Origin of the sequence: Cupriavidus necator A5-1, from assembly GCF_000744095.1 — a bacterium.
In the GTDB taxonomy this organism is placed as follows: Bacteria; Pseudomonadota; Gammaproteobacteria; order Burkholderiales; family Burkholderiaceae; genus Cupriavidus; species Cupriavidus necator_A.
In genome coordinates, this window is the sequence record NZ_JQLI01000001.1 from 4,532,644 (window position 1) to 4,554,546 (window position 21,903).

Annotated in this window: 20 protein-coding genes; 19 read left to right on the forward strand and 1 reads right to left on the reverse strand. The window is 66.8% G+C overall.

Going from position 1 to position 21,903, the window contains the following annotated elements:
• Positions 1–114 precede the first annotated feature (114 nt).
• Positions 115–1,134, forward strand: coding sequence for a UDP-glucose 4-epimerase GalE (gene galE / locus K307_RS20160; protein ID WP_042880747.1), 1,020 nt, complete (start codon positions 115–117; stop codon positions 1,132–1,134).
• Positions 1,135–1,282: 148 nt separating this feature from the next.
• On the opposite strand, the gene K307_RS20165 is transcribed toward galE, so the two are convergent.
• Positions 1,283–1,591: an H-NS family nucleoid-associated regulatory protein gene (locus K307_RS20165; protein WP_042880750.1), complete on the reverse strand. Its 309-nt coding sequence runs from the start codon at positions 1,589–1,591 to the stop codon at positions 1,283–1,285.
• A gap of 564 nt (positions 1,592–2,155) precedes the next feature.
• Here K307_RS20165 and K307_RS20170 point away from each other — a divergent pair.
• The 18 genes from K307_RS20170 (at position 2,156) to cheZ (ending at position 21,652) form a co-directional block, all read left to right on the forward strand.
• On the forward strand, positions 2,156–3,925 hold the full coding sequence (locus K307_RS20170) for a methyl-accepting chemotaxis protein (RefSeq protein ID WP_042880752.1): 1,770 nt from the start codon (positions 2,156–2,158) through the stop codon (positions 3,923–3,925).
• A gap of 114 nt (positions 3,926–4,039) precedes the next feature.
• The gene (locus K307_RS20175) at positions 4,040–6,001 is read left to right on the forward strand and encodes a putative bifunctional diguanylate cyclase/phosphodiesterase (protein ID WP_042880755.1); all 1,962 of its coding nucleotides are present in this window, start codon (positions 4,040–4,042) and stop codon (positions 5,999–6,001) included.
• Positions 6,002–6,168: 167 nt separating this feature from the next.
• A complete protein-coding gene (locus tag K307_RS20180; protein ID WP_042880757.1) occupies positions 6,169–6,561 on the forward strand; it encodes a response regulator in 393 nt (130 codons plus the stop codon).
• A 140-nt stretch (positions 6,562–6,701) separates the two neighbouring features.
• Positions 6,702–7,178 carry a chemotaxis protein CheW gene (locus K307_RS20185; protein ID WP_042880758.1) on the forward strand — a complete coding sequence of 159 codons (477 nt, stop codon included), beginning with the start codon at positions 6,702–6,704 and terminating at the stop codon, positions 7,176–7,178.
• Between the two features lie 130 nt (positions 7,179–7,308).
• Positions 7,309–8,958: a PAS domain-containing methyl-accepting chemotaxis protein gene (locus tag K307_RS20190; protein ID WP_042880760.1), complete on the forward strand. Its 1,650-nt coding sequence runs from the start codon at positions 7,309–7,311 to the stop codon at positions 8,956–8,958.
• A 110-nt stretch (positions 8,959–9,068) separates the two neighbouring features.
• Complete coding sequence (locus K307_RS20195; protein WP_042880762.1) at positions 9,069–10,907, forward strand: methyl-accepting chemotaxis protein; 1,839 nt, start codon at positions 9,069–9,071, stop codon at positions 10,905–10,907.
• Between the two features lie 79 nt (positions 10,908–10,986).
• Entirely contained in the window at positions 10,987–11,721 is a 735-nt protein-coding gene (locus K307_RS20200; RefSeq protein WP_042880764.1) for a DUF4088 family protein, read from the forward strand.
• Positions 11,722–12,220: 499 nt separating this feature from the next.
• Positions 12,221–12,538: a flagellar transcriptional regulator FlhD gene (gene flhD, locus K307_RS20205; protein ID WP_022537455.1), complete on the forward strand. Its 318-nt coding sequence runs from the start codon at positions 12,221–12,223 to the stop codon at positions 12,536–12,538.
• Entirely contained in the window at positions 12,535–13,143 is a 609-nt protein-coding gene (gene flhC, locus K307_RS20210; protein ID WP_042880768.1) for a flagellar transcriptional regulator FlhC, read from the forward strand. The genes flhD and flhC overlap by 4 nt, the downstream gene beginning before the upstream one ends.
• Before the next feature lie 120 nt (positions 13,144–13,263).
• Positions 13,264–14,127 carry a flagellar motor stator protein MotA gene (gene motA, locus K307_RS20215; protein WP_042880770.1) on the forward strand — a complete coding sequence of 288 codons (864 nt, stop codon included), beginning with the start codon at positions 13,264–13,266 and terminating at the stop codon, positions 14,125–14,127.
• Positions 14,128–14,154: 27 nt separating this feature from the next.
• Positions 14,155–15,126 (forward strand): flagellar motor protein MotB, encoded by a 972-nt coding sequence (gene motB, locus K307_RS20220; RefSeq protein ID WP_042880772.1) that lies wholly within the window; start codon positions 14,155–14,157, stop codon positions 15,124–15,126.
• Between the two features lie 97 nt (positions 15,127–15,223).
• Positions 15,224–17,233 carry a chemotaxis protein CheA gene (gene cheA / locus K307_RS20225; protein WP_042880774.1) on the forward strand — a complete coding sequence of 670 codons (2,010 nt, stop codon included), beginning with the start codon at positions 15,224–15,226 and terminating at the stop codon, positions 17,231–17,233.
• A gap of 42 nt (positions 17,234–17,275) precedes the next feature.
• Positions 17,276–17,770 (forward strand): chemotaxis protein CheW, encoded by a 495-nt coding sequence (locus K307_RS20230; RefSeq protein WP_022537460.1) that lies wholly within the window; start codon positions 17,276–17,278, stop codon positions 17,768–17,770.
• Positions 17,771–17,823: 53 nt separating this feature from the next.
• Positions 17,824–18,747, forward strand: coding sequence for a CheR family methyltransferase (locus K307_RS20235; protein WP_042880776.1), 924 nt, complete (start codon positions 17,824–17,826; stop codon positions 18,745–18,747).
• Entirely contained in the window at positions 18,747–19,433 is a 687-nt protein-coding gene (gene cheD / locus K307_RS20240) for a chemoreceptor glutamine deamidase CheD (protein WP_042880777.1), read from the forward strand. Before K307_RS20235 ends, cheD begins: the two co-directional genes overlap by 1 nt.
• A 21-nt stretch (positions 19,434–19,454) precedes the next feature.
• Positions 19,455–20,525: a protein-glutamate methylesterase/protein-glutamine glutaminase gene (locus tag K307_RS20245; protein WP_042880778.1), complete on the forward strand. Its 1,071-nt coding sequence runs from the start codon at positions 19,455–19,457 to the stop codon at positions 20,523–20,525.
• Positions 20,526–20,612: 87 nt separating this feature from the next.
• A complete protein-coding gene (gene cheY, locus K307_RS20250) occupies positions 20,613–20,999 on the forward strand; it encodes a chemotaxis response regulator CheY (protein WP_022537464.1) in 387 nt (128 codons plus the stop codon).
• A 17-nt stretch (positions 21,000–21,016) separates the two neighbouring features.
• Entirely contained in the window at positions 21,017–21,652 is a 636-nt protein-coding gene (gene cheZ, locus K307_RS20255) for a protein phosphatase CheZ (protein WP_042880780.1), read from the forward strand.
• Positions 21,653–21,903: the final 251 nt, after the last annotated feature.

Sequence of the window (21,903 nt, forward strand, 5' to 3'; positions counted from 1 at the left end):
GATAATATGTGACGTCGTCCGGCCCCCGCCGTGGCGGCAAGCGGCGCCTGCGCCATTTTCTGAACCGGCCGGCCGGCGACTTCCGGCCCTGAATCGACTCCCACGCCCATTTCCATGTCCGAAACATTGCTTCTCACCGGCGCCACCGGCTATATCGCCTCGCATACCTGGGTCGCGCTGCTCAATGCCGGCTACAACGTGATCGGCCTGGATAATCTGTGCAACAGCAGCCCGGTGGTGGTCGAGCGCCTGGCCACCATTACCGGACAGGCCCCGCATTTTGTGCAGGGCGACGTGCGCGACCGCGCGCTGCTGGACCGGCTATTTGCCGAACACCGCATCAGCGCGGTGATTCATTTTGCCGCGCTCAAGGCCGTGGGCGAATCGGTAAGCCAGCCGCTAGAGTATTACAGCAACAACCTGGACGGACTGCTGGCGGTATGCACGGCGATGCGCGCGGCCGGCGTGAAACAGCTGGTGTTCAGTTCCTCGGCCACGGTTTATGGCAATCCGCACGCGGTGCCGATCCTGGAGGAATTCCCGCTGTCGGCAACCAATCCGTACGGCCAGACCAAGCTGATGGGCGAGCAAATCCTGCGCGACCTGGAAAAATCGGATCCGTCGTGGCGCATTGCCTACTTGCGCTATTTCAATCCGGTCGGCGCGCATGAAAGCGGCCTGATCGGCGAGGATCCGCGCGGTATTCCGAATAACCTGATGCCTTATGTGGCGCAGGTCGCCGGCGGGCGCCGCGAGAAACTGATGGTATTCGGCGGCGACTATCCGACGCCGGACGGCACCGGCGTGCGCGACTATATCCACGTGTGCGACCTGGCCGACGGCCACTTGGCGGCGCTGGGCTACCTGCGCGACCAGGGCAAAGGCATGACCGTGAACCTGGGCACGGGCCGCGGCTACAGCGTGCTGGAGGTGGTCAATGCCTACCAGCGCGCCAGCGGCAAGCCGGTGCCATATGAGATCGTGGCCCGGCGCCCGGGCGATATCGCCTCGTGCTACGCCGATCCGGCGCTGGCCAACCAGATGCTGGGCTGGCGCGCGCAGCACGATATCGACCGGATGTGCCAGGACTCCTGGCGCTGGCAGTCGATGAACCCGCAGGGGTTCGACGCCTGATGACCGGCGCCCGCCAACCGGCGGGCGTACCCGTTTCTGCGGCGCCCCCGGCGGGGGCTGGCACCCTTCGAAACCTGGATTGCGGCCGCCCAAACAAAAACGCCACGGATTAATTCCGTGGCGTTTTGCCATCTGCCGGAGCGTGCGCTCAGCGGATCAGGAAGTCTTCTACCGTTTTGCCCTGGGCCAGGGCCTGGGTCAGCCAGCCCGGGCGCTTGCCACGGCCGGTCCAGGTATTGCCCGCGCTGTCGCGGTAGCGCACCGGCACCTTGCGGTTGACGGCCTTCTTGCCGGCCGGCGCCTTGGTGCCAAAACCGAGGTCTTCCGCGGTCAGGCCATATTGCTCGATTTTCTCGCGAATATCGGCGATCACCGCGGATTGCTCGCGCGCCTTGATTTCTTCGGCTTGCTTCTGCAGTTCACTGATTTTCTGAACGATTTCCTGATAAGTCGCCATTGCGTCCTCGGTTTCCGGTAGGGTGGAATGCGGTGATGATGCTGCTGTGGTGCAGCGGTACTGCGATGGGTATGCGGTCGGTGAAATGCCGAAAACAATTATAACGGGGTGAGAGCGCCATGCAAATCCCGCTCCGCTTATCCGACGCCGTTTTTGCGAAAAATCTTGGTGCCGATATTGGTGTGAACTTTCGGTGTCAATGTGTGTCGCCTTTTTTTGTCGCGCTGCCATGTCTTCGGTGCGGGAACGAAACCCCTGCACATAAAGGGTGCCTGGTGCGCGAGCCATGCCGGAGACGGGCACGGAGCACCGCGCTCAATTCAAATCGCCATAATCGACAGCACCGCGCCAGAAAACGCGTTTCCGCCCGCACTGCAGCAAAACCACGTGCCGAATAACCGACATGGCGGTAATTCCCACGGATTTTGCCGGGTGGCCGGTGCGTTTGCTTAAGGATGAGAAGGGCTTCGCCGTTATCCGGGCAGGGCGGATCGTCGGGGTGTCGGTCCTGCCGTACCGGGGCCAGGGGTCGGCCCTGCGGATTGCTCACAGTCTCCTTTCATCATGTCTTTCCAAAACAATATCCAGATCAAGACCCTGCTACGGGGCGCCATGGGAATGCTGTCGTTGCTGCTGCTGCTGGTCGGGGGGGTCGGCCTGCACGGGATTTCGGAAAGCAACAACTCGCTCAAGGAGACCTATTCCAACCAGCTCGCATCGACCGCCGCGCTGAGCGACGCCATGCTTGCCACCACGCGCATGCGGCTGGCGCTGGACCGCAACGTCATGCTGGGCGAGCAGGATGACCCCAAGGTCAACGTGGACCGCTCCAAGGTGTTCGTGGAAGCTTCCGAGGCGGCCTGGAAGCGCTACACCAGCCTGTCGCAGAACGACCAGGAGAAAGCGCTGGCCGCCGAACTGGGCAAGCAGCGCCAGGCCTTCATGGAGCAGGGCGTGCTGCCGCTGCAGGCGGCCGCGCTGGCGGGCAACCAGGAAGAGGCGGTGCGGCTGGCCAAGAAGGTGCTGCCTGACCTTACGCGCAGCATGTCGGCCGTGCACGAGAAGCTGCAGAAGTTCCAGATGGAAGCCGGCCAGGCCAATTTCGACGCCGCGCAGGCCAGCTACCAGCGCATCCGCGTGCTCGCGGTCGCGCTGATCGTGCTGGGGCTGGTGGTGGCAGCGCTGTGCACCTTCACGCTCAACCGCGCCATCGTCACGCCGGTGCAGGAGGCACTCGCCGTATTCGAGCGCATTGCCCGCGGCGACCTGACCTCGCGCATCACCAGCATCTCGAAGAACGAGATCGGCCGCATGATGCACGCGCTGGCCGCGATGCAGGCGAGCCTGTCGGACATCGTCGCCGAGGTGCGCACCGGCGCCGATTCGATTGCGTCGGCCACGCAGCAGATTTCCACCGGCAACCTGGACCTGTCGCAGCGTACCGAGGAACAGGCCTCGTCGCTGGAGCAGACCGCCGCCAGCATGGAAGAGCTGACCACGGTGGTGCGCCAGAACGCCGACAACGCGCGCCAGGCCGGCGTGCTGGCCAACGAGGCTTCGCAGATCGCGCTCAAGGGCGGCGACGTGGTGGGCCGCGTGGTCGATACCATGAACGAGATCAACGGCGCCTCGCGCAAGGTGGTCGAGATCATCAGCGTGATCGAGGGCATTGCCTTCCAGACCAATATCCTGGCGCTGAACGCGGCGGTGGAAGCTGCCCGCGCCGGCGAACAGGGCCGCGGCTTTGCCGTGGTGGCGGGCGAGGTGCGCAGCCTGGCGCAGCGCTCGGCGTCGGCCGCCAAGGAGATCGAGGCGCTGATCGGCGAGTCGGGCCAGCGCGTGGAGAGCGGCACCAGACTGGTGGCCGAGGCCGGCCAGACCATGGGCGAGATCGTCCAGGCGGTGCGCCGCGTGACTGACATCATGAACGAGATCGGTGCTGCTTCACTGGAACAGACCACCGGCATCGAGCAGGTCAACCAGGCGGTGAACCAGATGGACGAGGTCACGCAGCAGAACGCCGCGCTGGTGGAAGAGGCCGCCGCGGCGGCCGGGGCGCTGGAAGAGCAGGCCCAGAAGCTGAAGAACGTGGTATCGGTGTTCACGCTGGGTGCGGGGGCTGGCACGGGTGGCGGCCCGGTTGCCGCCGCTAGCCGGACCTCGGCCGCGGCAGCGCGCACCGCGCCGGCGCTCAGCCCGGCGGCCGCCATGGTGGCCGCTCCCGCGGCCGCCGCAGCGCGCCCCGCCAGTTCCCGCCAGGCGCCAATTGCCCGGCCCGCAGCCCGCCCGGCAGCCGCCACGGCAGGCGGCGACGACGACTGGAGCGCGTTCTGATCGGGCCGTCCTGAGTATTGTCTTGTTCACACGACGACTGCAAGATGCCATGATGCGGGGTTTGCCCCGCGTCCGGTTCGTCTTCGCGCATACTTTTCTCCACCGCGCAGCCCAATGATTGCCCTGAGTTCCGTCCTGTTGCTGCTTGCCGCCCTGCTGGGCGTGGCCGCCGCCCTCGGTGTCCGCGCCGGGCGGGCGGACCAGGGAGCCGGAAGCCGGTCGCTGCGCGCGCTGAGCTGGTCGGCGGCGCTTCTGTCGCAGCTGACCATCAGCCTGCCCGTGGTGGTGGTGGTGTTTTCCGGCAGCCTGCCGGTCGCCAACGACACCGCGCAGCTGGCCGCCAGCTTTGCCGCCGCCGCCGCGGCCACCAGCGGCGTCAAGCTGCTGGTGCAGTGGCTGCGCCATGGCGCCCGGCTGTGGCGCGGCGCCGCGGTCATGGCGGTAGTGGCCGGCGCCGGGCTGGTGGCGGCGGCCGGCACGCACCTGGGCCGCACCTGCGGCGCCGGCACGGTCACGGCGCGCAACTGCATCGACGCAGCCGGCCTGCCGCACCCGGCCTGGCTGGCCGGCGCACTGACCGCGCTGTGCGCGCTGATGTTCGTCATCCACCGGGCCCAGTCGCGCGGGTGGTGGCCGGCACCCGTGCGCAGTGAAACCGACCTGGCCGCGGAGGCCCACGACGAGCTCCCCGTGCACCGGCTGGCCGAGCCGCGCCAGGTGCGGCGCGGCGCGCGCATCCCGGGCCGGCTCACGGTGCGGGCCGCCGCGCGTGGGCAGGGCACGGTGGGCGAGTACAGCGTCGCCACGGTGATGCCTGACCGGGTCGCCTTCGGCCGCTGGCTGGACCAGGCCATCGCGCAGGCGCGGCTGGCCGAGACCGGTTGCGCCGTGCTGCTGATCCATATTGCCGACTACCGCGAGGTCGACGAGGTCTTCGAGATCCGCGCCGACGATATCCTGGCCCAGGACGCCGGCGCGCTGGCGCAGGCCGTGCTGGAGCCGCATGACTTCCTGGCCCGGCTGGCGCGCGACGAGTTTGCCGTGGGCGTGCCCGAGCTGGTCCACCAGGGCCGCGCGCAGGAGCTGGGCTCGCGCATGCTGGGTTCGCTGGCCGAGTTCATCGCCGCGCGCGGGCTGCAGATGCAGATCGGCGTCAATATCGGCATCGCCATCTACCCGCGCGACGCGCAGACCTCCGAGGCGCTGATGCAGGCCGCCCGCGTGAGCCTGGCCGAGGCGCGTGAAAGCGGCTCGAACCAGGTGCGCCTGTTCAACAGCGCCGCCGGCGAGCGCGCGCGCCGCACCCGCGTGATCCGGCGCGACCTGTGGCTGGCGATCCAGGACGATGCGCTGTCGCTGCAGTTCCAGCCCAAGTACGACGCCCGCCGCGGCACGCTGACGGGTGCCGAGGCGCTGTGCCGCTGGCGCCATCCGGCACTCGGCCAGGTCAGCCCGGCCGAGTTCATTACCGTGGCCGAGCAGTCCGGCCAGATCGACAAGCTCGACGACTGGGTGCTGACCAGCGTCTGCCGCCAGGTGCGCCTGTGGCAGGACGCGGGCCTGCCCACGGTGCCGGTGGCGATCAACGTCTCGGGCCTGCGTTTTGCCAGCCGCAATTTCCCGCAGTACCTGCTCGAGCAGATCCACCAGCACGACATCCCGCCCTCGGCGATCACGCTGGAGATCACCGAGACCGCGGCGATGAAGGACATCGGCAAGTCGCTGGAGACCCTGGCCGAGCTGCAGTCGCTGGGCATCCAGGTGGCGCTGGACGACTTCGGCAGCGGCTATTCGAGCCTGGGCTACCTGAAGCGGCTGCGCGTGGGCACGCTCAAGATCGACCGCACGCTGATCGGCGGGCTCGATACCGATGCGCAGGGCCGCGCCATCGTCGGCTCGATGGTGGCGCTGGCGCACGAGCTGCGCATGAAGGTGGTGGCCGAGGGCGTCGAGTCGGCCTCGCAGCTCGAGATCCTCAACGAGATGGGTTGCGACGAGGTGCAGGGCTACCTGCTGTCGCTGCCGCTGGATACCGCCGGGTTTGCCGATGCGCTGGGCGCGCTGCAGGCGGAGTGAGGCGGGCGGCGCCGGCTAAAGAACGCGGCCCGCGCTGCCGATAACGACGCTGGCAGCGGCTCAGCCCTGAGGACTGGTTCTCGGGCCGGCCCGCCCGCGCCGCCCGCGCCGTCCCGCTGCCCAACTTCCAGGCGGATCAACCGAGCCCTGCACACCGGAGGCGTCCCATGTCATCGCCCAGCATTCTCGTCGTCGACGATTCCCCTTCGCTTCGCCGCATGATCGGCGCATGCCTGCGCGCCGGCGGATTCGACGTCACCGAGGCCGCCGACGGCGACCAGGCGCATGCGCTCGCCGCCGGCGCCAGCTTCGGCATGCTGGTCACGGACCAGGTCATGCCCGGCATGGACGGCCTGACGCTGATCCGCACGCTGCGCGCCACCGAACGCTACGCGCGCATCCCGATCCTGATGCTGACCACCGAGCACGACAGCGGCATCCGCGCACAGGCCCGCGCCGCCGGGGCCTCGGGCTTCCTGCCCAAGCCCTTCGATCCGGATGAACTGTTGCAGGCCGTGGCCGCGCTGCTGGCGCCCCCGCACCCCACCACGGAAGGGTAAGGAAGGGCCGGCGTCGCCCTTCAGCCACCCCGCCCGGCTGCCGTAAACACTGGTGGGCGAAGTCACGCCCGGTGCCTGCCAGCGGCCACTGCCGCCGCAGCGCCAGAAAACCAGCATCAGCCAAATTTGGGGGCTAGACGATGAAGCACATCGACAAGGCAGACGGCGCGGTGGAAGAATTCCTGGCCTTTACGCTCGGCCGGGAGGAATACGGCATCGACATCCTGAAGGTCCAGGAGATCCGCGGCTACGAGTCCGTCACCCAGATTGCCAATGCACCGGACTACATCAAGGGCGTGATCAACCTGCGCGGCATCATCGTGCCGATCATCGACCTGCGCATCAAGTTCCGCCAGCAGAAGGTCAGCTACGACCAGTACACCGTGGTCATCATCGTCGACCTGAACGAGCGCACCACCGGCATCGTGGTGGACGGCGTCTCCGACGTGCTGACGCTCACAGCCGCGCAGATCAAGCCCACGCCGCACTTCTCCGGCGAACTGGCCACCGATTACATCCGCGGGCTCGGCTCGGTCGAGCAACGCATGCTGATCCTGGTCGATATCGAAAAGCTGCTCAATACCCAAGAACTGGCGGCGCTCGAAGCCGTGTCCTGATTCCTCTCTTACCGCTTTTTCCGCCCCCCCGTCCGGCCGCCGTACCACGCCAGCCGGATCGAAACCGCCCGGGGCCTGGCGCGCCATCCCACCGTGCATGGCCGCTCCCGGGCAAGCTGTACTGTCATCGATGCGAAACAACCAACCCGTCACGCAGCGCGAATACCAGCTCTCCCCGTCGGACTACCTGATCTCGCGCACGGACCTCAAGGGCCGTATCACCTTTGCCAACCGCACCTTTGTCGAGGCCAGCGGCTATCCGGCCGAGGAACTGCTGGGCGCGCCGCACAACCTGGTGCGCCACCCCGACATGCCGCCGGAAGCGTTCGCCGACCTGTGGCAGAACCTGGAAGCCGGCCGCAGCTGGATGGGCGTGGTCAAGAACCGCCGCAAGAACGGCGACTTCTACTGGGTCAGCGCGACCGTCACGCCCACGCGCGTGGATGGCCGTGTGGTGGGCTACACCTCGGTGCGCTCGATGGCCTCGCGCGAGCAGGTCGAGGCCGCTGGCGCCGCGTATGCGCACTTTCGCGCGGGCCGCGCGGCGGGGCTGGCAATTCGCGACGGCGCCGTGGTGCGCACCGGCGTGGCCGGGCTGGTACAGCGCCTGCTGCGCATGAACCTGAAGCGCCGCATCCTGTGGGCGCAGGCCGGCGGGCTGGTGTGGTTCCTGGCGGCACTGGCAGCGGTGGAGATCCTCGCCAAGGAAAGCGCGGCAGTCCTGCGCCCGTGGGTGTGGGGTGCCTTTGCGCTAGCGCTGGCGAGCTCGTTCGCGGCCGGCACCATGCTGCTGGCGCGCGTGAACCGGCCGGTGCGCGAGATGCTGGACTTCGCGCTGCGCATGGGCGCGGGCGACCTGACCACACGCTTCGAACACCGTAGCGCCGACGAGATCGGCGCACTGGCGCAGGCCATGCAGACCATGCAGCGCAGCCTGCTGTCGGTGGTGCACGAGATCCAGGAAGGCATGGCGAGCATTTCCACGGCGACGCGCCAGGTGGCCGCGGGCAATAGCGATTTGTCGCAACGCACCGAGCAGCAGGCGGCGTCGCTGGAGCAGACCGCTTCGAGCATGGAAGAGCTGACCAGCACGGTGCGCCAGAACGCGGACAACGCACGCCAGGCCAGCGGCCTCGCGGCCAACGCTTCGGAAACCGCGCTGCGCGGCGGCGAAGTGGTGGGCCGCGTGGTGCAGACCATGGACGAGATCAACGATGCCTCGAAGAAGATCGTCGACATCATCGGCGTGATCGAAGGCATCGCCTTCCAGACCAACATCCTGGCGCTGAATGCGGCGGTGGAAGCCGCGCGTGCCGGTGAGCAGGGCCGCGGCTTTGCCGTGGTCGCGGGCGAAGTGCGCAGCCTGGCGCAGCGCAGCGCCAACGCGGCCAAGGAGATCAAGGGCCTGATCGGCGATACGGTCGCGCGCGTCGACAACGGCTCGGCACTGGTGGGCCAGGCCGGCAAGACCATGGACGAGATCGTGCAGGCCGTGAACTCGGTGACCGACATCATGGGCGAGATCAGCGCGGCCTCGGCCGAGCAGAGTTCGGGCATCGAGCAGGTCAACCAGGCCGTGGCGCAGATGGACGAGGGTACGCAGCAGAACGCGGCGCTGGTGGAAGAGGCTGCCGCCGCCGCAGGTTCGCTCGAAGAGCAGTCGCTGCGCCTGCGCGATGCCATCGCCACGTTCCGCGTCAGCATGCAGGCCGAGGTGAGACCGCAGCGCAAGAAGAACATCGAGCGCGCCGACGCCGCTCAGTCACTGGCACGGGCCTAGTGCATTGCACCAGGCCAGTCCGATCCGCAGGTGCGGGCAATGACCCGCATGCGCATAAAGCGGGCGCGGCATGCCGCGCCCGGGGCTTTCAGTAATAAAGGGGAGTTGCTATGCATTGGTTCAATCAATTGCGCGTCACGACCAGGCTGGTTGCCGGATTCCTGGTCGTTGCCGTGATCGGCGCCGTGATGGGGCTGCTGGGCGTCGTCAACATGGGGCGCATGGCCGACTGGACCGGCAAGATCTACCACGGCGACCTGCAGGCGCTCAAAGCGGTGCAGGACGCCAACATCAACCTGGTCTATGCCAGCCGCTCGCAGATCGGCCTGTTGTCCGCATCGACCATGGGCGAGCGCGCGGCCGAGAAGGAACAGATCGCCAAGTCGCTCGCGCTGATGGACGAGCGCATCCGCCAGGTCGCGGGCGTGTTCGAGCAGCCTGAGGGCAAGGCTCTGGTCAAGCAGTACCAGCAGCTGTCGCCGGCGTTCAGCGAGCGCATGAACAAGTACGTCGAGCTGGTCAGCAAGCAGCCGCTGGACACCTCGCAGTTCGAGAGCCAGGTGTTCTCCGAGAGCGCCGACCTGCTCAAGGACAGCCACGCGCTGGAAGCGGTGATGTTCAAGATGGTCAAGCGTCGCGACGACCGCGCCCGCAGCAACATGGAAGAAGCGCGGAGCGTCTATGACGCAACGCGCATCTGGATGCTGGGGCTGGTGCTCGGTGGCCTGGCACTGTCGGTGTTGCTGGGCGTGTTCCTGGCGCGCGCGCTGTCGCGCCAGCTGGGCGGCGAGCCGGGCTATGCGGCCGAAATCGCCTCGCGTATCGCTGAGGGTGACTTCTCCTCGCCGGTGGCCACGCGCGCTGGCGACAAGAGCAGCCTGGTCTATGCGATGCAGCAGATGCAGCAGCAGCTTTCGCACATGGTGCGCGATTTCAAGGAGTCGGCTGAATCGATCGGCACGGCCTCGCGTGAAATCGCCGCGGGCAACAACGACCTGTCGCAACGCACCGAGCAGCAGGCGGCGTCGCTGGAGCAGACCGCTTCGAGCATGGAAGAGCTGACCAGCACGGTGCGCCAGAACGCGGACAACGCACGCCAGGCCAGCGGCCTCGCGGCCAACGCTTCGGAAACCGCGCTGCGCGGCGGCGAAGTGGTGGGCCGCGTGGTGCAGACCATGGACGAGATCAACGATGCCTCGAAGAAGATCGTCGACATCATCGGCGTGATCGAAGGCATCGCCTTCCAGACCAACATCCTGGCGCTGAATGCGGCGGTGGAAGCCGCGCGTGCCGGTGAGCAGGGCCGCGGCTTTGCCGTGGTCGCGGGCGAAGTGCGCAGCCTGGCGCAGCGCAGCGCCAACGCGGCCAAGGAGATCAAGGGCCTGATCGGCGATACGGTCGAGCGCGTCGACAACGGCTCGGCACTGGTGGGCCAGGCCGGCAAGACCATGGACGAGATCGTGCAGGCGGTGAAGCGCGTGACCGACATCATGGGCGAGATTAGCGCGGCCTCCGCCGAGCAGAGTTCGGGCATCGAGCAGGTCAACCAGGCCGTGGCGCAGATGGACGAAGTCACGCAGCAGAACGCCGCACTGGTGGAAGAAGCCGCCGCCGCGGCCGGCGCGCTGGAAGAGCAGGCCAGCCGCCTGCAGGGCGCGGTGTCGAGGTTCCGCCTGGCGGCCGAGGATGCGCAGGCGTCGTTCTCGCTGTCGTCTTCGTCCTCCTCCTCGTTGTCGTCGTCCTCGTCGCAGGGCAAGGCCGGCGCCATGCGTGCGATTGCCTCGCGCAAGCGCGCCGCCGCCGTGCCGGCCGTGGCGACGGCCGCGGCCGCCGAGGGCGAAGCCAACGAGGCGGTCGATGCCGCTGCCGAGCCCGTGCGTCCCGCTGCCGCACGCACGCCCCGTCCCGCGCTGGCCGGTGCCGACAACGGCGACTGGAGCGCGTTCTGATCCACACAGGAAACTGGCAGCTGCGCGGCAACAGCGGCGCGGCAACAGCGGCCGCACGGCGGCCCGGGATGGCAATGCAATGACGACCGAGATCACCCTGGCCCTGCCGCATGACGATGCCACCAGGCTACGCAAGGAATTCGACCAGTTCATCGGAGTTTCCACGGGCCTGGACCGGGAGTTCCTGCCGCCCGAGTTCAACGACTTCCTGCGCGCCCGGCTGCTGCAGCATGACGGCCCGCTGACCGAGCGCGCGGTGACGCGGCTGTTGGCCGGCGGCGAATATGGCTGGGCGCGGCGCGTGTTCGACAAGCAGCTGCCCAATGCCCTGGCCGCGGTGATGCGCGATGCGCAGCGCTTCGGTTTCGGCCTGGCGGTGCAGCCTGAATGGACGCCGGAGCAGCGCCTGGCGCATGCGCGCGAATGGGCCGCGCAGGTGCTGACCGAATGCGGGGCCGACGCGGCCTTTACCGAAGCGCTGGCGACCCAGGTGGCGGCCTCGGCCGAAGACGTGCGCGTGCTCGAGGAGCGCATGCGCACGCCGGCGTGGCGGCTGGCCGAGAGCCTGCGCCAGCGCGCCTATGACCTGATGTACGCGCTGCAGACCGAAGCGAACGAGGCCACCGGGCGTGCCCGCGTGGGTGAGCTGCGCGGCATGCTGGGGCTGGCGCTGGAGTACGGCTCGGTGCAGCCCGAAGAAGCGTCGCGCGTGCTGGAGCAGGTGGAGCGCACGCGCCCGGCGTTGTTCCGCGAGGCGCCCGACGATGTGTTTGCCCGGCTGGCGGCGTGGCTGCGCCGGCTGTTCGGATCGTGAAGTGCGAATGCGCGATGCGGGTGCGGAGAAGGGCGATGCTGAATTTCGGACGGTGATTTTTGGACGGCGATTTTCGGGCACGCGCGCCGTGAGCATCACGCGCGCCACTCGTCAATAGAGGAATCCAGCAGTCACCCGAGACCGGTGTGATGCGTTGCCTGATATGACGTTTGCGGAACAGCATTGAGCGCAATCAAGCGACAAGCGTGTGACTTGTTACAAAATGCACGGTGCCCATGTCTGTTTCGTACGACATTTGCTCGCCCCCCGCGTAAGTAGGGATTGGCATTGCGGGCAAATTGCCGATATAAACGTAACAGTCTCACTTACACTCTGTAACAGTTGTAACGGAGTCGATAACAGTTAGACACGGGCGAAGTTCCTTTTGTCGTACGTTGTACCCGCCCAGCCGCATACAAACGATCTGGTCGCCGGCGCCTTCGGGCTCCGGTAAGCGCTGGACAAGCGGCCATGGTGGGTTTTTGGTAGCGGGGAAAAATTGGAAAGCAGTGAAGTTCTCCAGGAGATCAGGGAGGTCAATCTCGCCTATCTGCTGCTCGCGCAACGCCTGGTGCGCGAAAACCAAGTCGAAGCCATGTTCCGGCTCGGGGTCAGCAAGGAAATCGCCGATATCCTCGGCAAACTGACTTCCGCGCAACTCGTCAAGCTGGCGGCATCCAACATGGTGCTGTGCAGGTTCCGCTTCGACGACCATGCGCTTCTGTCCACTCTCACCCACACGGCCAAGAGCCATGACATGCAGCAGATCCACGCCGCGATCCTGCTGGCACGTCAGCCTGTGGAGTCCCTCAATTGACCGCGCTGCTGAAGGCCGAACCCACTCGGAGCTTCACGGCCACCTCCGCAGCCGCCCCCCGCAAGAGCGTTCTCCAGGATGCCAACCAGACCCAGCTCGCCATCGAGCTGATCGGCCTGGGTGCGCGCCTGCAGGTGCTTGAAGCCGAGACCACGCTGTCGCGCGACCGGCTCATCCGCCTGTACAAGGAACTGCGCGGCGTCTCGCCCCCCAAGGGCATGCTTCCCTTCTCGACGGACTGGTTCACCACCTGGCTGCCGAATATCCACTCGTCGCTGTTCTTCTCTGCCTACCAGTTCATGGTGCAGGAAGGCGAGACCGTGGGCATCCGTGCGGTGGTGGCGGCATACCGCCTGTACCTTGAGCATGTTTCGCTGCTGGGCGGCGAAATTGTCTTAAGTTTCACGCGTGCCTGGACGTTAGTACGGTTCTTCGAGAGCAACATGCTGCAGCTTTCCGGCTGCACGTGTTGCGGCGGACAGTTCGTCACGCACGCGTATGAGCCGCACGCGAACTTTGTGTGCAGCCTGTGCCGTCCGCCCTCACGCGCAGGGAAAGTGAAGAAGCTCTCGAAAGACGCCGCCGCCGAGCAGACCAACGCCTGATCCTGGTCAAGGTCCGCCGGCTGGCAAGCTTGCAGCGCTGGCGGACGGAGGCCTCTCCGTGCGCCCGTGCGACGGGCAACTGTGCGTGGTTGACGCGCGTTTTTTGACGGGGATCCGATCGTGCTAGTAGTTCTTGGCTATGTCGTCGTGGTAGCGGCGGTCCTTGGCGGTTACGCCATGACCGGCGGCCATATGGGCGCGCTTTATCAACCGGCTGAAGTGGTGATCATCGCGGGCGCCGCCATCGGCGCCTTTATCGCCACCAATACAGGCAAGGCCATCAAGGCCACCGCCAAGGCCCTGCCGGGCCTGTTCAAGAGCTCCAAGTACAAGAAAGAGCTGTACCTGGACGTCATGTCGCTGCTGTATGTGCTGCTGTCCAAGGCACGGCGCGAGGGCATCCTGTTCCTGGAAAAGGAAATCGCGGACCCCGCCGCCAGCAGCGTCTTCAGCCAGTACCCGCGCATCCTGTCGGATCCGGTGGTGATGGAATTCCTCACCGACTACCTGCGAATGATGGTCAACGGCAACATGAACGCCTTCGAGATCGAGGCCCTGATGGACCACGAGATCGAGACCTTCCGCCACGAAGCCGAGATCCCCGCCCATGCGCTGTCGCGCGTCGGCGACGCGCTGCCCGCCTTCGGCATCGTCGCCGCGGTGATGGGCGTGGTGCATGCGCTGGGTTCGGCCGACCTGCCGCCGGCGGAGCTGGGTGCGCTGATCGCCCACGCCATGGTCGGTACCTTCCTGGGCATCCTGCTGGCCTACGGCTTTGTCTCGCCGCTGGCCGCGCGCATCGAGCTGCAGGTCTCCGAGAACGTCAAGGTCTACGAGTGCATCAAGGTCGTGCTGCTCGCCTCGCTCAACGGCTACGCGCCGCTGGTGGCGGTGGAATTCGGCCGCAAGGTGCTGTATTCCACGGTGCGGCCGTCGTTCCTCGAGCTCGACGACCACGTGCGTGAAGTCAAGAGCCTGAACTAAGTCGCGCAAGCAGCAGGGAGCACCGCCATGAGCAGCGCACATGACATGCGTCCGATCATCGTCCGCCGGGCGAAAACGCACGCCAGGCCGCACGGCAACCATAGCTGGAAGATCGCCTACGCCGACTTCATGACGGCGATGATGGCGCTGTTCCTGGTGCTGTGGCTGCTCTCCAGCGCCAACAAGAAAACGCTGGAAGGCATTGCCGAGTATTTCCGCATGCCGCTCAAGGTGGCCATCGTCGGCGGCGAGAAGAGCAGCCAGTCGCCCAGCGTGATACCGGGCGGCGGCATGGACGCGATGCGCAAGGACGGCGAGATCATGCGCGCCCGCGACAATGAACCCAGCGACGAGCAGCGCCGCAACGAGCAGCAGGAAGCGCAGCGCCTGCGCGCGCTCAAGCAGCGCCTGGAGCAGATCATCGAGAACAACCCGATGCTGCGCCAGTTCCGTCCGCAACTGCTGCTGGACATCACCAGCGAAGGGCTGCGGATCCAGATCCTCGATACGCAGAACCGCCCGATGTTCCGCACCGGCAGCGCCACCGTCGAAAGCTACATGCGCACCATCCTGCGCGAGATCGGCCCGGTGCTGAACGAGCTGCCCAACAAGGTCAGCCTGTCGGGCCATACCGACGCGGCCAACTATTCCAACGGCGAGCGTACCTACAGCAACTGGGAGCTGTCCGGCGACCGCGCCAATGCCTCGCGCCGCGAGCTGATCGCCGGCGGCATGCAGGAAGGCAAGGTGCTGCGCGTGCTGGGTCTGGCCGCGACCATGCCGCTGGACAAGGAAGACCTGCTGGCGCCGGTCAATCGCCGCATCAGCATCGTCGTGCTCAACCAGAAGGCGCAGGCGCGCTTCGAGGCCGAGAACGCCAGCGCCGCCGAAGTTTCGGTAGCGGCGCAGGCCGGCAAGGCGGCGCAGGAAATGCAGGCCGGCCTGGCGGCCGCGTCCGCACCCGCGGCCACGCCCGCGGCAAAGAGCAGCAAGCCATGACCCGGCAACCGATGCAGCAAACCATGCAGCAACCCATGACGCGCGGCCGCCCGGCAGCGCCCGCGCCTAGCGCAGCAATTTAGTGAGTCAGGACGCCATGTCTGTCGATATCGATATCACACAGTTTTACCAGACCTTCTTCGAGGAAGCGGAAGAACTGCTCGTGGAAATGGAGCAGCTGCTGCTCGGCCTGGACATCGAGTCGCCCGATCCCGAACATCTGAACGCGATCTTCCGGGCGGCGCACTCCATCAAGGGCGGGGCCGCCACCTTCGGGTTCGCGGCGCTGACCGAGACCACCCACATCTTCGAGAACCTGCTGGACCGCACGCGCCGGCAGGAACTGGCGTTGACCAGGACCATCATCGACACCTTTCTGGAAACCAAGGACGTGTTGCAAGATCAGCTCAACGCCTACCGCAACGGCACCGAACCCGATCCGGAAACGCTGGTGCGCATCTGCGCCGTGCTGCAGCAGCTGGCGCAGGAAGCCGCAGGGCACGCCGGCGCTGCCGTTGCCGCATCCGTTGCCGCGCCCGCACCGGCGCCTGTCGCTGCCGCCGCTGCCCCGGCAGGCGGCGGACTGAAGATACGCCTGATCAAGGTCTCCGCCACCGACCAGGCGCTGCTGCGCGAGGAACTCGCCAACCTGGGCGAGATCACCGGCCAGCAGGAGGTCAACGGCGAGCTGGTGGTATGGCTCGACACGCAATGCAGCGCCGACGACATCATCGCGGTGTGCTGCTTCGTGATCGACATGGACCAGATCTTGATCGAAGCCGCCGCCGAGGCACCTGTTGCCGCACCGGCTCCGGTCGCGTCCCCGGCTCCTGCACCCGCTCCGGCAGCGGCTGCACCGGCGCCTGCCGCTCCCGCCGCCGCGCGCGAGAAGGCCAAGCCGGCCCCGGCCGCCGCGCACGGCGAAGGCTCGATCCGCGTGCCGACCGAGAAGGTCGACCAGATCATCAACCTGGTGGGCGAACTGGTCATCACCCAGTCGATGCTGGCGCAGACCGCCTCGTCGCTGGACCCGGTGCTGTTCGACCGCCTGTTCTCCGGCATGGGCCAGCTCGAGCGCAACGCGCGCGACCTGCAGGAAGCGGTGATGTCGATCCGCATGATGCCGATGGACTACGTGTTCTCGCGCTTCCCGCGCCTGGTGCGCGACCTCGCCAGCAAGCTCGGCAAGCAGATCGACCTGATCACCTTCGGCAAGGCCACCGAGCTCGACAAGAGCCTGATCGAACGCATCATCGACCCGCTCACGCACCTGGTGCGCAACAGCCTGGACCACGGCATCGAGACCCCGGACAAGCGCATCGCCGCCGGCAAGGATGCGACCGGCCAGCTGATCCTGTCCGCGCAGCACCACGGCGGCAATATCGTGATCGAAGTGAGCGACGACGGCGGTGGCCTGAACCGCGAGCGCATCCTGGCCAAGGCCATCCAGAACGGCCTGCCGGTGTCGGAGAACATCAGCGACGAGGAAGTCTGGCAGCTGATCTTCGCGCCTGGCTTCTCCACGGCTGAAGTCGTCACCGACGTGTCCGGCCGCGGCGTGGGCATGGACGTGGTCAAGCGCAACATCCAGGAGATGGGCGGCCATGTCGAGATCAGCTCGCGCCCGGGCCTGGGCACCACCATCCGCATCGTGCTGCCGCTGACGCTGGCGATCCTGGACGGGATGTCGGTCAAGGTCGGCGAAGAGACCTTCATCCTGCCGCTGAACTGCGTGATGGAATCGCTGCAGCCCAAGGCCGAGGACGTCCACACCGCCGCCAACTCTGACCGCGTGATGCACGTACGCGGCGAATACCTGCCGCTGCTGGAGATGCACCGCGTCTTCAACGTCGCCGACGCGCTGCAGGAACCCACGCAGGGCATCGCCGTGATCCTGCAGGCCGAGGGCAAGCGCTTTGCATTGCTGGTGGACCAGCTGATCGGCCAGCACCAGGTTGTGCTGAAGAACCTCGAGACCAACTACCGCAAGGTGCCGTGCATTTCCGCGGCCACCATCCTTGGCGACGGCAGCGTGGCGCTGATCGTCGATGTCGGCGCGCTGCAGCGCACCGGCGTGCGCCGGCAGGAACCGGCGCTGGCGCAATAAGCGGCCAACACCCATCGTCCAATCACAGGAGAACTAGACATCATGGCCGGCATCGGACACATCGATACCCCCGGAAGCGACGCTTCGGGCCAGGAGTTCCTGGTCTTCACGCTGGGGTCGGAGGAATACGGCATCGACATCCTCAAGGTGCAGGAGATCCGCAGCTACGAGACCGTCACGCGCATCGCGAGTGCGCCGGATTTCATCAAGGGCGTGACCAACCTGCGCGGCGTGATCGTGCCGATCGTCGACCTGCGCCTGAAGTTCCGCCTGGGCAACGTGCGCTATGACCACCAGACCGTGGTCATCATCCTGAACGTGGCCGGCCGCGTGGTCGGCATCGTGGTGGATGGCGTGTCGGACGTGCTGACGCTGACCGGCGATGCGATCAAGCCGGCGCCGGAATTCGGCGTGTCGGTCTCGACCGAGCACCTGACCGGCCTGGGCACCGTCGACGGCCGCATGCTGGTGCTGATCGATATCGAGAAGCTGATGACCAGCGCCGAGATGGAGCTGGTCGAGGCCGAGCTGGCCTGATTCCGGCCGCGCCCCCAACGCCCCCGCCGTAACCTGCAATACCAAGCGAAGCCATGACGCCGTCCCGCAATGCCGCCAGCGCCCCCGGCAGCCTTACCGGCTTCCCGGGCGCAGTCTCCGCGCCGGCCGCTACCCTGCGGCGCGACGAGATGCGCGACTTCCTGCTGACCGAGTGCGACTTCGAGCAGATCCGCGCGCTGATCCACCGGCGCGCCGGCATCTCGCTGGGCAGCCACAAGCGCGAGATGGTCTACAGCCGGCTGGCGCGGCGCCTGCGCACGCTGCAGCTGTCTGACTTCGCCTCCTACCTGGCGCTGCTGGACGCGGACGACCGCTCGCCCGAGTGGGAGTTCTTCACCAACGCGCTGACGACCAACCTGACCTCGTTCTTTCGCGAGGTGCACCACTTCCCGCTGCTGGCCGAGCACGCCAAGAAGATCGGCCGCCCGTACAGCGTCTGGTGTTCCGCGGCTTCGACCGGCGAGGAACCGTATTCGATCGCCATCACGCTGGCCGAGGCGCTGGGCGAGCGCGCCGCCACCGTGCTGGCTACGGATATCGACACGCAGGTGCTGGCCAAGGCCCATAGCGCCGTGTATTCGGCCGACCAGGTCGCGCGGCTGTCGCCCGAGCGCCTGAAGCGGTTTTTCCTGAAGGGCACCGGCCCGCGCGCGGGCTCGGTCAAAGTGAAGCCGGAACTGGCGTCCACCATCACGTTCGAGCCGCTCAACCTGCTCGCGCCCGACTGGGGCATCCGCGAGCAGTTCGACGCGATCTTCTGCCGCAACGTGATGATCTACTTCGACAAGCCGACCCAGGGACGCATCCTGGAGCGCTTCGTGCCGCTGCTCAAGCCGCACGGGCTGCTGTTTGCCGGCCACTCGGAGAACTTCTCCTACGTCACGCGCGCCTTCCAGCTGCGTGGGCAGACGGTGTATGAACTGGCGCCCGACGCCGTCCGCGCGGGAAGGCCGTGATGCGCACGCCCCAACTTCCAGAAGCGCTGGCCACGCGCACGTACTTCGACCGCGAGTTCGGCAGGCAGGCGGTCAAGCTGCTGCCCAACGAGTACTACGTGACCCGCGAGGACATGGTGCTGACCACGGTGCTGGGTTCGTGCGTGGCCGCATGCATTCGCGACGAGACCGCGGGCGTGGGCGGCATGAACCACTTCATGCTGCCCGACGATGATTTCGGCGGCGGCGGCGGCGGCGGCGGCGGCGGCAGCGGCGGCGCCGACCGCATGCTGTCGGCGTCGATGCGCTATGGCAGCTACGCGCTGGAAGTGTTGATCAACGAACTGCTCAAGATGGGCGCGCGGCGCGAGCGGCTGGAGGCCAAGGTCTTCGGCGGCGGCGCGGTGCTGGCCAACATGACCACGCTGAATATCGGCGACCGCAACGCGGACTTCGTGCTGCGCTACCTGAAGGCCGAGGAGATCCGCGTCGCGGCGCAGGACCTGCGCGGCCCGCACGCGCGCCGCGTCAGCTATTTCCCGACCGGCGGGCTGGCGCTGGTGCGCCGCCTGACGCGGCAGGACGACCAGGTCTCGGTGGCGCGTGAGGAAAGCGCGCTGGCGCGCGCCATCACCACCTCGGCCAAGGCGCCGCCGCGCACGCCGGAACTGTTTGCGCGGCAGTTTTCCACGCGCCAGCTTCCCTGAACCCAACAAGCACGACCTTATATGACTGCCGCCAAGATCAAGGTGCTCTGCGTGGACGACTCCGCGCTGATCCGCAGCCTGATGACGGAGATCATCAACAGCCAGCCCGACATGGAAGTGGTCGGCACCGCGCCCGACCCGCTGGTGGCGCGCGACCTGATCAAGCGCCTGAACCCGGACGTGCTGACGCTGGACGTCGAAATGCCGCGCATGGACGGCCTGGACTTCCTCGAGCGGCTGATGCGGCTGCGCCCCATGTCCGTGCTGATGGTGTCCTCACTGACCGAGCGCGGCTCCGAGATCACCATGCGCGCGCTGGAGCTGGGCGCGGTGGACTTCGTCACCAAGCCAAAGCTGGGCATCCGCGACGGGCTGCTTGAATACACCGACACCATTGCCGACAAGCTGCGCGCGGCCTCGCGCGCACGCGTGCGCGCCGCAACGCAGCCGACTGACAGCGTCGCGCCTCCACCGATACTGCGCAGCCCGCTGCTGTCGACCGAGAAGCTGATCATCCTCGGCGCCTCCACCGGCGGCACCGAGGCGATCAAGGAATTCCTGATGCCGCTGCCGCCGGACAGCCCGGCGGTGATGATCGTCCAGCATATGCCGGCCGGTTTCACGCGCTCGTTCGCGCAGCGCCTGGACGGGCTGTGCCGCATCACTGTCAAGGAGGCGGTGCACGGCGAGCGCGTGCTGCCGGGCCATGCGTATATCGCACCCGGCGACTCGCACCTGCGCCTGGCGCGCAGCGGCGCCAACTACGTCGCGCACCTGTCGCAGGAAGCGCCGGTGAATCGCCACCGGCCGTCGGTCGACGTGTTGTTCGACTCGGCCGCCGAGCATGGCGGCAAGAACGTGATCGGCGTGATCCTGACCGGGATGGGCAAGGACGGCGCGCGCGGCATGCTGCGCATGCGCGAGGCCGGCGCCTACAACCTGGCCCAGGACGAGCACACATGCATTGTGTTTGGCATGCCGAAGGAGGCGATCGCCGCCGGCGGCGTGCATGAAGTCGTGCCCTTGCCGGCGATGACCCAGCGCGTGATGGCGCGCCTGGCCACGTACGGCACGCGCGCGCAGCGGGTGTAAACGAATCGGGGAGGGCGCGCATGCATGCCGGCATGCGGCGCCCGCCCTGGCAACAAGCCATAACTGTATTTACTTGGAGCCGTCAAAGTGGACAAGAGCATCAAGATCCTGGTCGTGGATGACTTCCCGACCATGCGCCGGATCATCCGCAACCTGCTCAAGGAGCTGGGTTTCGTCAACGTCGAGGAAGCCGAGGACGGCGCCGCCGGCCTGGAGAAGGCCAGGGACGGCAGCTTCCAGTTCGTGATCTCGGACTGGAACATGCCCAACATGGACGGCCTCTCCATGCTGCAGGCGATCCGTGCCGACGCCAATATCGGCAAGACCCCGGTGCTGATGGTGACTGCCGAGGCCAAGAAGGAGAACATCATTGCAGCGGCCCAGGCGGGCGCCAACGGCTACGTGGTCAAGCCGTTCACGGCGGCCACGCTGGACGAGAAGATCACCAAGATCTTCGAAAAGCTCGGCGGCTGAGCCAGAGGAGCGTTTCCATGACTCCGACCCTGAGCAACGATTCCGCCGAGCAACTGATCCTGCGCATCGGCAGCCTGACGCGGATGCTGCGCGACAACATGCGTGAGCTCGGCCTGGACAAGGAGATCGAGCGCGCCGCGCAGGCCATCCCCGATGCGCGCGACCGGCTGAACTACATCGCCGCCATGACCGAGCAGGCGGCCGAGCGCACGCTCAACGCGGTCGAACTGGCGCAGCCGATCCAGTCCGACATCGAGCAGCAGGCCGAAACGCTGGACAAGCGCTGGGAGGCCTGGTTCGAGAAGCCGGTGGAGCTGGCCGACGCCCGCACGCTGGTGCTCGACACCCGCGCTTTCCTGTCCGAGGTGCCGGGCCAGGCGCGGGCCACCAACAGCCACCTGCTCGACATCATGATGGCGCAGGACTTCCAGGACCTGACGGGGCAGGTCATCAAGAAGATGATGGACATGATCCGCGCGCTGGAGCAGGAGCTGCTGCAGGTGCTGATCGACAATGTGCCGTCCGAGCGGCGGGTGGAGACGCAGGCTGCCGCTACGCTGATGAACGGGCCGCAGATCAATCCGGAGGGTAAGGCGGATGTGGTGTCGGACCAGTCGCAGGTGGATGACCTGTTGGCTAGTCTGGGGTTCTGACGCGTCAATTCCCAGACGCGGTCAATTCTCGTTGGCGGTTTGCTCCCCTCTCCCGCGTGCGGGAGAGGGGACAGGCCGGCGGTGATTGGTGTCATATCGCAGCTTGCCCGCACATCCCCCTAAAGTCCCACGCCCCACGCGCCGTTAACTCCACCGCCGCCCCCCATTTCCCAAACAACACCCAATTCCCCCGCCTTTTCCCGTGAATGGGAAGCCCCCCACGCTTCGATAATCCCTGCTGACGAATAGCG

Bases quoted from the DNA above. Each gene is read 5' to 3' on its own strand.
- galE (WP_042880747.1), top strand. From the start codon at position 115: ATGTCCGAAACATTGCTTCTCACCGGCGCCACCGGCTATATCGCCTCG.
- K307_RS20165 (WP_042880750.1), bottom strand. From the start codon at position 1,591: ATGGCGACTTATCAGGAAATCGTTCAGAAAATCAGTGAACTGCAGAAG.
- K307_RS20170 (WP_042880752.1), top strand. From the start codon at position 2,156: ATGTCTTTCCAAAACAATATCCAGATCAAGACCCTGCTACGGGGCGCC.
- K307_RS20175 (WP_042880755.1), top strand. From the start codon at position 4,040: ATGATTGCCCTGAGTTCCGTCCTGTTGCTGCTTGCCGCCCTGCTGGGC.
- K307_RS20180 (WP_042880757.1), top strand. From the start codon at position 6,169: ATGTCATCGCCCAGCATTCTCGTCGTCGACGATTCCCCTTCGCTTCGC.
- K307_RS20185 (WP_042880758.1), top strand. From the start codon at position 6,702: ATGAAGCACATCGACAAGGCAGACGGCGCGGTGGAAGAATTCCTGGCC.
- K307_RS20190 (WP_042880760.1), top strand. From the start codon at position 7,309: ATGCGAAACAACCAACCCGTCACGCAGCGCGAATACCAGCTCTCCCCG.
- K307_RS20195 (WP_042880762.1), top strand. From the start codon at position 9,069: ATGCATTGGTTCAATCAATTGCGCGTCACGACCAGGCTGGTTGCCGGA.
- K307_RS20200 (WP_042880764.1), top strand. From the start codon at position 10,987: ATGACGACCGAGATCACCCTGGCCCTGCCGCATGACGATGCCACCAGG.
- motB (WP_042880772.1), top strand. From the start codon at position 14,155: ATGAGCAGCGCACATGACATGCGTCCGATCATCGTCCGCCGGGCGAAA.
- cheA (WP_042880774.1), top strand. From the start codon at position 15,224: ATGTCTGTCGATATCGATATCACACAGTTTTACCAGACCTTCTTCGAG.
- K307_RS20230 (WP_022537460.1), top strand. From the start codon at position 17,276: ATGGCCGGCATCGGACACATCGATACCCCCGGAAGCGACGCTTCGGGC.
- K307_RS20235 (WP_042880776.1), top strand. From the start codon at position 17,824: ATGACGCCGTCCCGCAATGCCGCCAGCGCCCCCGGCAGCCTTACCGGC.
- cheD (WP_042880777.1), top strand. From the start codon at position 18,747: ATGCGCACGCCCCAACTTCCAGAAGCGCTGGCCACGCGCACGTACTTC.
- K307_RS20245 (WP_042880778.1), top strand. From the start codon at position 19,455: ATGACTGCCGCCAAGATCAAGGTGCTCTGCGTGGACGACTCCGCGCTG.
- cheZ (WP_042880780.1), top strand. From the start codon at position 21,017: ATGACTCCGACCCTGAGCAACGATTCCGCCGAGCAACTGATCCTGCGC.